General features: G+C 71.3%; 12 protein-coding genes. 1 reads left to right on the top strand and 11 read right to left on the bottom strand.

Annotation, left to right across the window (positions count from 1 at the left end; genetic code table 11):
* Positions 1–32 precede the first annotated feature (32 nt).
* The 5 genes from ACFYOV_RS10215 to ACFYOV_RS10235 all read right to left on the bottom strand — a co-directional run bounded on the left by ACFYOV_RS10215 (position 33) and on the right by ACFYOV_RS10235 (position 5,787).
* Positions 33–1,451 carry an aldehyde dehydrogenase family protein gene (locus ACFYOV_RS10215; protein ID WP_389085248.1) on the bottom strand — a complete coding sequence of 473 codons (1,419 nt, stop codon included), beginning with the start codon at positions 1,449–1,451 and terminating at the stop codon, positions 33–35.
* Positions 1,452–1,706: 255 nt separating this feature from the next.
* A complete protein-coding gene (locus ACFYOV_RS10220) occupies positions 1,707–2,444 on the bottom strand; it encodes an NAD-dependent deacetylase (protein WP_389085251.1) in 738 nt (245 codons plus the stop codon).
* Positions 2,445–2,504: 60 nt separating this feature from the next.
* Positions 2,505–2,999 carry an NUDIX domain-containing protein gene (locus tag ACFYOV_RS10225; RefSeq protein WP_389085253.1) on the bottom strand — a complete coding sequence of 165 codons (495 nt, stop codon included), beginning with the start codon at positions 2,997–2,999 and terminating at the stop codon, positions 2,505–2,507.
* 135 nt (positions 3,000–3,134) lie between these two features.
* Positions 3,135–4,529, bottom strand: coding sequence for an NAD(P)/FAD-dependent oxidoreductase (locus ACFYOV_RS10230; RefSeq protein WP_389085256.1), 1,395 nt, complete (start codon positions 4,527–4,529; stop codon positions 3,135–3,137).
* Positions 4,530–4,713: 184 nt separating this feature from the next.
* Positions 4,714–5,787, bottom strand: coding sequence for an ADP-ribosylglycohydrolase family protein (locus ACFYOV_RS10235; protein ID WP_389085258.1), 1,074 nt, complete (start codon positions 5,785–5,787; stop codon positions 4,714–4,716).
* 167 nt (positions 5,788–5,954) lie between these two features.
* Here ACFYOV_RS10235 and ACFYOV_RS10240 point away from each other — a divergent pair, with 167 nt between their 5' ends.
* Positions 5,955–7,124 carry a glycerate kinase gene (locus ACFYOV_RS10240; RefSeq protein WP_389085261.1) on the top strand — a complete coding sequence of 390 codons (1,170 nt, stop codon included), beginning with the start codon at positions 5,955–5,957 and terminating at the stop codon, positions 7,122–7,124.
* Between the two features lie 324 nt (positions 7,125–7,448).
* Here ACFYOV_RS10240 and pssA read toward each other — a convergent pair whose 3' ends face one another.
* From pssA to ACFYOV_RS10270, 6 genes are all read right to left on the bottom strand, one after another.
* A complete protein-coding gene (pssA, locus tag ACFYOV_RS10245) occupies positions 7,449–8,231 on the bottom strand; it encodes a CDP-diacylglycerol--serine O-phosphatidyltransferase (protein WP_050810223.1) in 783 nt (260 codons plus the stop codon).
* Between the two features lie 58 nt (positions 8,232–8,289).
* Positions 8,290–8,946: a phosphatidylserine decarboxylase gene (locus ACFYOV_RS10250; protein ID WP_389085263.1), complete on the bottom strand. Its 657-nt coding sequence runs from the start codon at positions 8,944–8,946 to the stop codon at positions 8,290–8,292.
* Between the two features lie 170 nt (positions 8,947–9,116).
* Entirely contained in the window at positions 9,117–10,322 is a 1,206-nt protein-coding gene (locus ACFYOV_RS10255) for an acyl-CoA dehydrogenase family protein (protein ID WP_389085266.1), read from the bottom strand.
* Positions 10,322–10,834 (bottom strand): MaoC family dehydratase, encoded by a 513-nt coding sequence (locus tag ACFYOV_RS10260; protein WP_389085268.1) that lies wholly within the window; start codon positions 10,832–10,834, stop codon positions 10,322–10,324. The genes ACFYOV_RS10255 and ACFYOV_RS10260 overlap by 1 nt, the downstream gene beginning before the upstream one ends.
* 16 nt (positions 10,835–10,850) lie before the next feature.
* A complete protein-coding gene (locus ACFYOV_RS10265) occupies positions 10,851–11,813 on the bottom strand; it encodes an HpcH/HpaI aldolase/citrate lyase family protein (RefSeq protein ID WP_389085270.1) in 963 nt (320 codons plus the stop codon).
* A complete protein-coding gene (locus ACFYOV_RS10270) occupies positions 11,810–13,858 on the bottom strand; it encodes a protein meaA (protein ID WP_389085273.1) in 2,049 nt (682 codons plus the stop codon). The genes ACFYOV_RS10265 and ACFYOV_RS10270 overlap by 4 nt, the downstream gene beginning before the upstream one ends.
* Between the last annotated feature and the right edge of the window lie 6 nt (positions 13,859–13,864).

Below are 13,864 nucleotides of genomic sequence, written 5' to 3' on the forward strand. Positions count from 1 at the left end.
TGCCACCCGTTCGGAGCCGGCCGGCGCTCGTGTCAGAGCTGGATGGCCTTGGTCTCCAGGAACTCCTCGAAGCCCAGACGTCCGGCTTCGCGCCCCACCCCCGACTGCTTGTATCCGCCGAAGGGGGCCAGCGGGTTGAACGCTCCGCCGTTCACGTCGACGATCCCGGCCCGGATCCGGCGGGCGACGGCCCGCGCCCGCTCGGGGTCGCCGGACCAGACACCCCCGGCCAGGCCGTACGGGGTGTCGTTGGCGATGGCGACGGCCTCTTCCTCGGTGTCGAACGGGATGATCGACAGCACCGGCCCGAAGATCTCCTCCCGGGCGATGGTCATGTCGTTGCTGACATCGGTGAAGACGGTGGGCGCCACGAAGTAGCCCGGTCCCTCGTGCGGCGCGTCGGGACCGCCCGTCAGCAGGGTGGCGCCCTCGGCGACACCGGCCGCGATGTAGTCGCGCACCCGCTTGACCTGGACGTCGGAGACCATCGGGCCGATCTGTGTCTCCTCGTCGAGCGGATGCCCCACGCGGTAGCCGCTCGCCACCTCGGCGGCGATCCGGCCGGCCTCGGCGAGCTTCTCGCGCGGCACGATCATCCGGGTGAGCGCGATGCAGGTCTGCCCCGAGTTGAGGAAGCACTTGGCGACACCATCGGTGACGGCGGCCTCCAGGTCGGCGTCCTCCAGGATGACGTTGGGGGACTTGCCGCCCAGCTCGAGGGCCACCTTCTTCACCGTGTCCGCCGCGAGCGCGGCCACCCTGCGCCCGGCGCGCGTGGATCCCGTGAACGACACCATCGCCACGTCGGGGTGCGACACCAGCGCCTCACCCACGACCGGTCCGTATCCGGTGACCACGTTGAACACCCCGGCGGGCAGGCCCACGGACTCGGTGACCTCCGCCAGCAGCAGCGCGGACAGAGGGGCGACCTCCGAGGGCTTGAGCACGACCGTGCACCCGGCGGCGAGCGCGAGAGCCACCTTCAGCGACACCTGGTGCAGCGGGAAGTTCCACGGCGTGATGCAGCCGACCACGCCCACGGGCTCCCGTACGACATGGGAGTTGCCGATCTCCTCGGGACCGAAGTCGTAGCCGGCCGCCAGTTCGGCCGCCTGCCCGAAGGTGAGGACCGGCAACCCCGACTGCAGCACACGGCTCTCCCGCACCGGGGTGCCGACCTCACGCGCCACCAGCCGCGCGATCTCCTCGGCCCGGGCCTCCAGTGCCCGGTGGATCCGGCGCAGGTAGTCGGCGCGGTACTCCGGGGATGCCTGCGACCACTCCTCGAAGGCGCGGGTCGCTGCGCGCACCGCCCGGTCCACGTCCTCCGGGACACCCGCCGGTACCGACCCGATCACCTTCTCGTCGGCCGGACTGATGACCTCGATCGTCTCGGTGCTCCCGGCCGGGACCCATTCGCCGTCGATGAAGTGCTTGGTGTACGCCGTCATGAGCCGCTCTCCTGGTTCAGGCTTGACGTTCTGTCCCGGAAGTGTGGACACGCGCTCACCACGGGATCGATGGAGCGGCGACGCCGGATCCCCCCGTCCCTTTGTGCATGTGCACTGCTGTGTGGACGTGTGCGGTGCCGTGGGGATCAACGCCCTGGCGGGGGTGAGGAGAAGCGGGGGACGACATCCGGTCGGACCCCGGCGACCGAGCCGGACCGGCCCGCCTCCCGAAGCAGCCGACAAGGAGGCGGGCGGTCAGAGCCGGCTCTCGGCGCCCAGCCGACGCAGCAGCTCGGGCAGCGCCGTGCCGATCGGCTCGCGGACGACCTCGTCGGCGAGGTCGTCGTACGGCGTCGGCTCGGCGTTGACGATGACCAGGCGGGCGCCGTGGTCGGAGGCCACGCCCGCGAGGCCGGCGGCGGGCTGGACCTGGAGGCTGGTGCCGACGGCGATGAAGACGGTGCAGGCCTTGCTGATCGCGAGTGCCTCGCCGAGCACCACCGGATCGAGTCGCTCGCCGAACATCACCGTCGCCGACTTCAGGATGCCGCCGCACTCGCGGCACGGCGGATCCTCCTCACCGGCCTCGACCCGGGCGAGCGCCTCCTCCATCGGCCCCCGCGCGTGGCACCCGGTGCACACCACGCTCCGCACCGAGCCGTGCAGTTCGAGCACCTTGCGGGCAGGCATCCCGGCGAGCTGGTGCAGCCCGTCCACGTTCTGCGTGATCACCCGGACCGGCACCCCGGAACGCTCCAGCTCGGCCACCGCCCGGTGCGCGGCGTTCGGCTCGGCCTGCAGCGCCCGGTTCCCGCGCCGCATCTGCCAGGACCGGCGGCGGATCTCCGGATCGCCCATGTAGTACTCGTACGTCACGAGTTTCTCGGCCTCCGGATCACGGCGCCACAGTCCGTTCGGGCCGCGGTAGTCGGGGATGCCGGAATCCGTGCTGATACCGGCACCGCTGAGGAGGGCTACGAGGGGCTTGCTCATGCAGCCGAGGGTAGGGCGGCGGGTGCCGGAGGGGCGAGCGGAATAAGGGCCGGGCCCGGGTCACTGCACCCGGTGCCCCTCCTCCAGCTCCGCGGTGCCGGAGCCCTCGGCGAGCACGTCGAGAGCGACCCGCACCCGGCGGCCGAGCGCACCCGGCAGATACCCGGTCAGCTCCTCGCGCGGCACGAGCCGCCAGGACAGCAACTCCTCCTCCTGCAACCGGATCGCCGCCAGGTCGTCCTCGCCGAGCACCCCGCCGTCGTACAGGTACGCCACCAGCGGCGGGCGTCCCGGCCCCCGCACCCAGTCCACGGCCAGCAGCCGGCCGAGTTCGCGGTCCAGGCCGATCTCCTCGGCCGTCTCGCGTCGCGCGCCCTCGCGCGGGGACTCCCCGTCGTCCGACTCGATCGTGCCGCCCGGCAGCGTCCACCCCTCGCGGTAGTTCGGATCGACGAGCAGGACCCTGCCCCGCGCGTCCCGGAAGAGGGCGGCGGCGCCGGCGAGGACGCGGGGGAGCGAGGCGACGTAGGCGGCGAAGTCCTGGGTGGTGGTCATGCGGGAAGGGTAACGGCGGGCCGGCGGGCCACAGTCCGCTTGTGAGGCCGGCGGCCGTCCGGCCGGGCGCGCGGCAGCACACGCCGGTCTCGTGCTCGGCACGTGCGGCGCGCGCCTGGTCGCCGCACGGCGGGGTCACAGTCCGGCGGCGCGCCGTTCCGCCTCCGTCAGCGGCGGGCCCTGGAGCGGGGGCCTGCGCGGGCCGAACAGCATGGGCACCAGCATGTCCGGCGAGAACAACCGGGTGGCCGGACGCTCCATGCTCATCACGTCCAGCAGGGCGCCCAGGGCGCGCGGATTGCGGGCGCCGGTGGCGACCGCCCGGTCCACGAAACGGGCGAGGAACCTCTCCGTCGCGGTGGGCGGGGTGTCGCTGGCGCCCGGGTACAAGGCGTCCTGTCCGACGGCCAGGTCCCAGGCCGCGGCGACGGGACGCGACGCGGCGCGCTGGAGCCGGCGCGCCGTGCCGGGGACGGTGAGGCCGGTGGAGCGCAGGACGTCGCGGACGGCCAGGGCGCTCCGGGCGGCGACGGCCAGGCCGTGCCCGTACACCGGGTTGTAGGCGGCGACGGCGTCACCGAGGACGGTGAAGCCGTCGGGCCAGTGCTTCAGTTTCTCGTAGTAGCGGCGCCGGTTGCCGGTGCCGCGGGTGGTGGCGACGTCGCCGAGGGGTTCGGCGCCGCGCAGCAGCTCGCCGATGACCGGGTCGCCGAGGCTCAGGGCGAACGGCACGAACGCGTCCGGGTCGGCCGTGGGCTCCCCACCGCGGGTGCCGGCCAGGGTGACCAGCCACCGCCCGTCCTCGACGGGCAGCAGGACGCCGCCCCGTCCCGGCGGCTTGGCCGGGTTGGCCTGCACGTTGACCATCGGGAAGCCGTGGCCCGCGGCGCCCGGGGCCCGGTAGAGGCGGGTGGCGTAGGCGATGCCCGCGTCGACCTCCCGCTCGGCGACCCGGGGCAGGCCGAGGCGGGTGAGCCACAGTGCGGCGCGGGAACCGCGGCCGGAGGCGTCGACGACGAGGTCGGCGCCCAGCGTGAGCTCCTCCTCGCCGGTGCGCACCCGCACCCCCGTGACCCGCGCGGCGTCGCCCTCCAGCGACAGGGCGGTGGTGTGCTCGCGGAGCGTGACGCGCGGGTCGGCGAGCACCCGGTCGCGTATCACCGCGTCGAGAAGGTCGCGCGAGCAGACGACGTTGTGGTGGTGGGTGGACACGAAGCGGCGGAACCACACCTCGTTCGGGGCGCGGGAGACCGTGTCGCCCATGATGCGGGCCAGCCGTCCACCCCGGGCGACCACGTCGTCGGCGAGGCCGGGCAGGAGCGCCTCCATGGCGCGGACGCCGCCGCTCCACACGATGTGCGCGTGCCGGGCCTGGGGGACACCGCGCCGCGGTTCCGGGCGCTCGGGCAGCCGGTCCCGCTCGACGATCACGACGTCGGCGAACGCGGTGAGCGCCGCGGCGGCGAAGAGTCCGGTGGCGCCGGCACCCAGGACGACCGCGGTGGAGCGGCGGGCGGCTCCGTCATGCATGTGTGTTCGGGCTCCCCACGGGGTCGGGCCGGTGACACCGGCGACTCGGCAGGGGCTGGTGACGCCGGCGTGATGATCATGACGATCATTTGGTAGCACATACCGAGGGGGCCTGAGCACGGAACATGTGCCTCCGATGCCGGCCCCGCAGCCGGAGACCTGATGACCGGCGGCGCCCCGGGCCTCAGACCCCGGTCTGCGCCAGCCGCAGTGTCCGCTCCGCCAATTCGCTGATCCGCACACCGTCGAAGCCGAAGACCGCACTGCGCACCGTGTCCTCCAGCGGCACCGTCCACTGCCCGGGGATCGCCGAGGCCCCGCGGAACACGCCCGCCACCGAGCCCGCCGTCGCCCCGTTGGAGTCGGTGTCCAGTCCACCGCGGACGGTCAGCGCGATCGTGCGGGTGAAGTCGCCGTCGCCGTACAGCAGCCCCGCGGTGAGGACGGCCGCGTTCGGCACGACGTGGATCCAGCCCAGGCCGACGGTCTCCTCGGTCATCGTGGTGAGCGTGTCCTCCCAGGACATCCCCGCGTCGTGCAGGGAGGCGACCCGGCGCACGGTGCGGGCGAGCCGGCTGCTCGCCGGGACCACCCCCAGCGCCTCGTCCACCGCCTGTCGCACCGTCGGCGCCGTGAACGCCGCCGCGACCAGTGCCGCCGCCCACATCGCGCCGTACACCCCGTTGCCCGTGTGCGACAGCACCGCGTCCCTGCGGGCCAGCGAGGCCGCGCGGCGCGGCGCACCGGGCGAGGTCCAGCCGTGCACGTCGGCGCGGATCAGGGCGCCGATCCACTCCTGGTACGGGTTGTCGTACGTGGCGGTCAGCGGTGGCCTGAGCCCGTTCGCGAGGTTCCGGTACGCCGCCCGCTCCGCGGTGAAGGTCTGGAGGTACGGCAGCCGCAGCAGCCACAGGGCGCCCACCTGCTCCGTGGTGAAACCGAAGCCGTGGGTCTCCAGCAGGTCCAGGCCGAGGATCGCGTAGTCGACGTCGTCGTCGCGGCAGCTGCCGTGGACGTGCCCGCGGACGCAGGCCCGCCACTCCGGGCGCAGCTGCGGGCCGGTGCTCCCGCTCAGCGGCTCGGGCAGGTAGTCGGTCAGGGGGAGCGCGTCCGTATCGCGCAGATAGCGGTCGATGCGCTCCCGCGTCCACACCTCGCCCTGTTCCACCGGCTTGCCGAGCATGTTGCCCGCGATCCGGCCCAGCCAGCCCCCCAGGATGCGGTCGGCGAGCCCTGAATCCGTGTCCACAGCGGTCATGGGTCCGGTCTACCCGATGACGGACCCGGCCGCGCGTCCCCACCGCTCCTTTCGGCCGGTCCACGGGATGGCACGGCATGACGGCGCGGGCGCCCGCCGGTTAGGGTCACAGCGGCGCGACTGGCCCTGACAACACGTGCGGGGCCCGGAGAGCGAGGGGAACGCAAGTGGCGGACGCTGCAGTGGGCGGCACTCGAACGACGCAGTCGGCACAGCGGGTGCTCGTCGCCGCTGACAAGTTCAAGGGATCCCTGACGGCCGTGGAGGTCGCCGAGCGGGTCACGGCGGGCCTGCGCCGGGTCGTACCGGACGCCTCGGTCGAGGCCCTGCCCGTGGCCGACGGCGGCGACGGCACGGTGGCCGCGGCGGTCGCGGCCGGATTCGCACGGCGGGAGGTACGGGTCACCGGCCCCGTCGGCGACGAGGTGACCGCGGCGTACGCGCTGCGCGAGGGTACCGCCGTGGTCGAGATGGCCGAGGCGAGCGGGCTCCAGCGCCTGCCGGACGGCGTCCTCGCACCGCTCGCGGCGTCCACGTACGGCGCGGGCGAGCTGCTGCGGGCCGCGCTGGACGAGGGCGCGCACACCCTCGTCTTCGGGGTCGGCGGCAGCGCCACCACGGACGGCGGTGCGGGCATGCTGGCCGCGCTGGGCGCACGGTTCCTGAAGGCCGACGGCGAGCCGGTGGAACCGGGCGGGGGAGGCCTCGCCGAACTGGCGACGGCGGACCTGTCCGGGCTGGACCCGCGGCTCGCCTCCGTCAGGTTGGTGCTCGCCAGCGACGTCGACAATCCGCTGACCGGGCCGAAGGGCGCACCGGCGGTCTACGGTCCGCAGAAGGGGGCCTCGCCGGACGACGTGGAGCGGCTGGACGCGGCGCTCGCGCACTTCGCGGAGGTCCTCGAGGACGCGGTGGGGCCGAAGGCCGCCGAGTACGCGGCCTCAGCGGGCGCGGGGGCGGCGGGCGGCATCGGCTTCGGTGCGCTGCTCCTCGGCGCCCGGTTCCGGCCCGGCATCGAGGTCATGCTGGACGTCCTCGGCTTCGCCGCCGCGCTCGAGCGGGCGGATCTCGTCATCACCGGGGAGGGCTCCCTGGACCGGCAGACCCTGCACGGCAAGGCGCCGGCCGGGGTCGCCGCGGCGGCTCGCGCGGCGGACAAGGAGGTCGTCGCGGTGTGCGGGCGGTTGGCGCTGCCGCCCGAGGTGCTGGGGCGGGCGGGGATCCGGCGGGCCTACGCACTGACGGACATCGAGCCCGACGTGTCGAAGTGCATCGCGGACGCGGGACCGATCCTGGAGCGCACCGCGGAGCGCATCGCCCGCGACTTCCTGAGCTAGGGCCGCCTGTCGTTCACAGCAGGACGCAGGGAGACGAGGGCGCCTTGTCGCCACCGTGAGCGGGACCGGTGCGTGCAGCTGCACGGCGGGGGAGAGCGCCGACGCGGAGGGTCGGCAACCGACGCGCAGCGCCGCGGATGCGCGTGCCGGGGCCTCGCGTCCGCGGCGTGGTCCGGAGGACCGGCCGCAGCACGCGCCGCCCCCGCCGTGCCAGGTCGTATCAAGGGGCTGTCCCGCCTCCGGGCTCCCGCCCCCGGGTGCCCGACACGGCGAAGGGCCCCGGAACCATTCCGGTTCCGGGGCCCGACATCCGCACACGCGCCGCTACGGCAACTGCGCCGCCCGCGCCTCCCGCCGATTGTCACGGAAGTTGTTCACCCGCCGCGCCGTGGCGAACAGCGGGATCACCGCCCCCATCACCAGCTGGAGCGCACAGCCCGTCTGGAGCAGCAGCTGTCCGCTCGGCGCGTCGAACGCCCACGCCGCCAGCAGCCCCATGCTCAGCACGATCCACGACAGCATCGCCACCGCGAGGCGTCCCCGCGGCTTGGGGTACTCCACGCGGCTCACCATCAGCCACGCCGTCCCCAGGATCGCCAGCAGCGTCGCCACGAAGGGCAGCTCCAGCAGCACGATCGAGACGACGGTCAGCGCCCCGAACGGCGACGGCATGCCCTGGAACGTGCCGTCCTTCACCGTGACGCAGCTGAATCTCGCCAGCCTCAGCACCACCGCCAGCAGCACGACGATCGCCCCCACCGCGGCCACCCGCTGGTGCGCGTCGTCGGCGACCATGCCGTAGACGAGGACGAAGTACGCCGGCGCCAGGCCGAAGCTGATGAGGTCCGAGAGGTTGTCCAGCTCGGCACCCATCGGCGAGGAGCGCAACTTGCGCGCGACCAGGCCGTCGAACAGGTCGAAGACCGCCGCGCAGAGCATCAGGATGACCGCCGTGGCCGCGCTGTGGCGGGCCATGCCGGTCTCCTGGCTGCCGGTGAGGTGCGGGATCAGGATGCCGGTGGTGGTGAAGTACACCGCCATGAAGCCGCACGTGGCGTTGCCGAGCGTGAGGGTGTCCGCTATCGACAGGCGGAGCGAGAGGGGCATCTCCTCCTCGTCGTCCGCCTCGTCGGCCTCCGGGACCCAGCCGGCCTGTGTCTCGGGATCAATCACGGTCAATGCGAGTCACCCCAGCCACGGTCTTCTGTCCCACCTCGACCGCGACCTCCACGCCCTCGGGCAGGTAGAGGTCGACGCGCGAGCCGAACCGGATGAGACCGATCCGCTCGCCCTGCTCGACCTTGGTGCCCTGCGGCAGGTAGGGGACGATACGGCGGGCCACCGCGCCGGCGATCTGGATCATCTCGATGTCGCCGAGCTCGGTGTCGAAGTGCCACACCACGCGCTCGTTGTTCTCGCTCTCCTTGTTGAAGGCGGGAACGAAGCCACCGGGGATGTGCTCGACCGACGTCACCGTGCCGGACAGCGGCGCCCGGTTCACGTGGACGTTGAGCGGGCTCATGAAGATCGCGACGCGGGTGCGGCCGTCCTTCCACGGCATGATGCTCTGCACCACACCGTCGGCGGGCGAGATGACCCGGCCCTGGGCGATCTCGCGCTCGGGGTCGCGGAAGAACCACAGCATCCCCGCCGCCAGCGCGGTGGCGGGAACGGCGACGGCCTTCGCCGCGCCCGAGCGGCGGGAGCGGAGAAGGCTGACGGCTGCGGTGGCGACGGTCGGCAGAAGCCACGGCGATGCTCCGCGCGCGAGGCGTACGCCGGCGAGGCTGTCGCGAGGTGCAGAGGTTTGGCTGTGGGGCATGGATGACCTTCGTAGCGGATGATGCCGCGCACTTGCGGGGGACGGCGGCTTTCCGGCGATCGTAGCGGCTCCGGGCCGCAACTGGGTAAGCCAGGAAACCGAGTCGGCGGCCGAAGAGTGCTGACGGGGTGTGATCCTGTTTTCCAAGAAAACACCCCGTATCCGGACATCTAGCCCTGGAATCGATACTCCTCGAGCAGGCGCCTGCCGATGATCATTTTCTGGATCTCGGCGGTACCTTCACCGATCAGCAGCATCGGAGCCTCGCGGTAGAGGCGCTCGATCTCGTACTCCTTGGAGAAGCCGTAGCCGCCGTGGATCCGGAAGGCGTCCTCCACGACCTCCTTGCAGTATTCGGAGGCGAGGTACTTCGCCATCCCTGCTTCAAGGTCGTTTCGTTCCCCGGAGTCCTTTTTGCGTGCTGCGTTGACCATCATCGCATGCGCGGCCTCCACCTTGGTAGCCATCTCGGCGAGCTTGAACTGGATCGCCTGGTGCTGGGCGATCGGCTTGCCGAAGGTGTGGCGCTGCTGGGCGTACTGGACGCCGAGCTCGAAGGCACGCTGAGCGACGCCGCAGCCACGTGCCGCCACGTTGACCCGGCCGACCTCCACGCCGTCCATCATGTGGTAAAAACCTCGGCCGGTGACCCCGCCGAGCACCCGATTCGCGGGAACACGCAGGCCGTCCATGATGAGCTCGGTGGTGTCGACACCCTTGTAGCCCATCTTGTCGATCTTGCCCGGGATGGTGAGGCCGGGGCGGACCTCGCCGAAACCGGGCTCCTTCTCCACGAGGAAGGTCGTCATCGACTTGTGGGGCGCCGTGCCCTCGGCGTGTCCTTCGTCACTTCGGACCAGAACGGCCACCAGGGACGACGTGCCGCCGTTCGTCAGCCACATCTTCTGGCCGTTGAGGACGTACTCGTCGCCGTCCTTGACCGCCTTCGACGTGATCGCCGACACATCGGAGCCGAGGGCCGGCTCCGACATCGAGAAGGCGCCACGGATGTCGCCGGCCGCCATCCTCGGGAGGAAGTGGTCCTTCTGCTCCTGCGTGCCGTGCTGCTTGAGCATGTACGCCACGATGAAGTGCGTGTTGATGATGCCGGACACCGACATCCAGCCGCGGGCGATCTCCTCCACGCACAGCGCGTAGGTGAGCAGCGACTCGCCCAGGCCCCCGTACTCCTCGGGGATCATCAGACCGAACAGGCCGAGCTCCTTGAGCCCGTCGACGATCTGCTGAGGGTACTCGTCGCGGTGCTCCAGCTCGGTCGCGACCGGGATGATCTCCTTGTCCACGAAGTCGCGGACGGTGGCGAGGATCTCCTGCTGGACGTCGGTCAGACCGGCGGTCTGGGCGAGGCGGGCCATTACTTCTCCTGCTGCTTCAGCTCCGGGCGGCCGGGCTGCTCGCCGCCGCGCTCCTTGATGTACGTCTCGGTCGGCACCATGACCTTGCGGCGGAACACGCACACCAGCGTGCCGTCCTGCTTGTAGCCCTGGGTCTCGACATACACGATGCCGCGGTCGTTCTTCGACTTCGACGGCCACTTGTCGAGCACGGTCGTCTCGCCGTAGATGGTGTCGCCGTGGAAGGTCGGCGCCACGTGCCTGAGCGACTCGATCTCCAGGTTGGCGATCGCCTTGCCGGAGATGTCCGGCACGCTCATGCCGAGCAGCAGGGAGTAGATGTAGTTCCCGACGACGACGTTCTTGCCGAAGTCCGTCGTCTTCTCCGCATAGTTCGTGTCCATGTGGAGCGGGTGGTGGTTCATGGTGAGGAGACAGAACAGGTGGTCGTCGTACTCGGTGACCGTCTTGCCCGGCCAGTGCTTGTACGTCGCCCCGACCTCGAACTCCTCGTAGGTGCGTCCGAACTGCATCGCGCTCAGCGCCCTTCTAGTCGGTGGGAATCTCGAACTTGCTGGTGCGCTGCATGCCGGCCGCGCGTCCCTTGCCCGCGATGACCAGGGCCATCTTGCGGCTGGCCTCGTCGATCATCTCGTCGCCGAGCATCGCGGAGCCCTTCTTGCCGCCGGCCTCGGACGTGTAGTAGTCGTACGCGTCCAGGATCAGCTCGGCGTGGTCGTAGTCCTCCTGCGACGGCGAGAAGATCTCGTTGGACGCCTCCACCTGGCCCGGGTGCAGCACCCACTTGCCGTCGAAGCCGAGCGCGGCGGCGCGCTGGGCGACCGCGCGGTAACCGTCGACGTTGCGGATCTGGAGGTAGGGGCCGTCGATGGCCTGGAGGTTGTTGGCGCGGGCGGCCATCAGGATCTTCATCAGGATGTAGTGGTAGGCGTCCGCCGGGTAACCGGGCGGCTGCTCGCCGACCACCAGCGACTTCATGTTGATGGAGGCCATGAAGTCGGCCGGGCCGAAGATGATCGTCTCCAGGCGCTGGGAAGCCTGGGCGATCTCGTTGACATTGTTGAGACCCTGCGCGTTCTCGATCTGCGCCTCGATGCCGATCTTGCCGACCTCGAAGCCCATGGTCTTCTCGATCTGGGTCAGCAGCAGGTCGAGGGCGACGACCTGCTGGGCGTCCTGGACCTTCGGCAGCATGATGCAGTCGAGGTTCTGGCCGGCGCCCTCCACGACCGTGACGACGTCGCGGTACGTCCACTCGGTCGTCCAGTCGTTGACGCGCACGACGCGGGTCTTGCCGGTCCAGTCGCCCTCGTTGAGGAACTTGACGATGGTGTGCCGCGCCTCGGGCTTGGCGAGCGGGGCGCACGCGTCCTCCAGGTCCAGGAAGACCTGGTCCGCCGGGAGGCCCTGGGCCTTCTCCAGGAAGCGGGGGTTGCTTCCCGGGACCGCGAGGCAGGAGCGCCGGGGTCGAAGGCGGTTCACGGTCGTCATGCGGGGACCTCCAGGGGGTCGAGCTTGTTCGCTGTGCGGATCTCGTCGACGATGCGGCCGATGATCCCGGTGATGTCGAAGTCCTTCGGGGTGAAGACCGCGGCCACTCCGGCGGCCCGCAGCTGTTCGGCGTCACCGTTCGGGATGATGCCACCGGCGATCACCGGTATATCTGTGGCACCGGCCACACGGAGCCGTTCGAGCACGTCCGGGACCAGCTGGGCGTGCGAGCCGGAGAGGATGGACAGGCCCACTGCGTGGACGTCCTCGGCGAGCGCCGCGTCCACGATCTGCTCCGGGGTGAGCCGGATGCCCTGGTAGACCACTTCGAACCCGGCGTCGCGGGCGCGCACGGCGATCTGCTCGGCGCCGTTGGAGTGCCCGTCCAGGCCCGGCTTGCCCACCAGGAAGCGGAGCTTGCCGACGCCGAGGTCCCGGGCGGTCAGCTCCACCTTGCGGCGAACCTCGGCCATCGCGGTGCCCTCCTCGGCGGTCACTGCGACCGGCGCCGAGGAGACGCCCGTCGGGGCGCGGAACTCGCCGAACACCTCGCGCAGCGCCCCGGCCCACTCGCCGGTCGTGACGCCGGCGCGGGCGCACTCCAGGGTGGCCTCCATGAGGTTGTCGGTGCCGCGCGCAGCCTCCTTCAGCCGCTCCAGCGCCTTGCAGGGGCGGGGGTGGTTGAAGGGCGGCTGGTAGCGGGTGTCGCGCCAGTGCTGGAGCGAGGCGATGACCCGTGCCTCGACCGCCGGGTCCACGGTCTGGATCGCGGTGTCCAGGTCGGCGGTCAGCGGGTTCGGCTCGGTGCCCTCGAAGATGTTGACGCCGACGATCTTCTCCTGGCCGGACTCGATCCTGGCCCGGCGCTCGGCGTGCGAGGCGACCAGCTGCGACTTGAGGTAGCCGGACTCCACGGCCGCCATCGCGCCGCCCATCTCCTGGATCCGCTCGATCTCCGCGAGCGACTCCTCGACCAGCTGCTCGACCTTGGCCTCGATCACCTTCGAGCCCTCGAAGATGTCGTCGTACTCGAGCAGGTCGCTCTCGTAGGCGAGGACCTGCTGGATGCGCAGCGACCACTGCTGGTCCCAGGGGCGGGGCAGGCCCAGGGCCTCGTTCCAGGCCGGCAGCTGCACGGCACGCGCGCGGGCGTCCTTGGAGAGGGTGACCGCCAGCATCTCCAGCACGATCCGCTGGACGTTGTTCTCCGGCTGTGCCTCGGTCAGGCCGAGGGAGTTGACCTGGACGCCGTAACGGAAGCGGCGGTGCTTGGGGTTCTCGATGCCGTACCGCTCGCGGGTGACGCGGTCCCAGATGCGGCCGAACGCCCGCATCTTGCACATCTCCTCGACGAAGCGGACACCCGCGTTCACGAAGAAGGAGATGCGGCCCACGACGTCGCCCATGCGCTCCTGCGGCACCTGACCGCTGTCGCGCACGGCGTCGAGGACGGCGATCGCGGTGGACATCGCGTACGCGATCTCCTGGACCGGTGTGGCGCCCGCCTCCTGCAGGTGGTAGCTGCAGATGTTGATCGGGTTCCACTTCGGCATGTGGGAGACCGTGTACGCGATCATGTCCGTCGTGAGGCGGAGCGACGGCGCCGGCGGGAAGACGTGCGTCCCCCGGGACAGGTACTCCTTCACGATGTCGTTCTGGGTCGTGCCCTGGAGCTTGGTGACGTCCGCGCCCTGCTCCTCCGCGACGACCTGGTAGAGCGCCAGCAGCCACATGGCGGTGGCGTTGATGGTCATCGAGGTGTTCATCTGCTCCAGGGGGATGTCCTGGAACAGCCGGCGCATGTCACCGAGGTGCGAGACCGGCACCCCGACCCGGCCGACCTCGCCGCGGGCGAGGACGTGGTCGGGGTCGTAGCCGGTCTGCGTCGGCAGGTCGAACGCGACCGACAGACCGGTCTGGCCCTTGGCGAGGTTGCGCCGGTACAGCTCGTTGGACGCCTCGGCCGTGGAGTGACCGGCGTAGGTCCGCATGAGCCACGGCCGGTCCTTCTCCCGCCGCCCGTCGGCGGGCTGACGCTCACTCATGTGTGC

Source organism: Streptomyces sp. NPDC005931 (assembly GCF_042871235.1).
GTDB lineage: Bacteria > Actinomycetota > Actinomycetes > Streptomycetales > Streptomycetaceae > Streptomyces.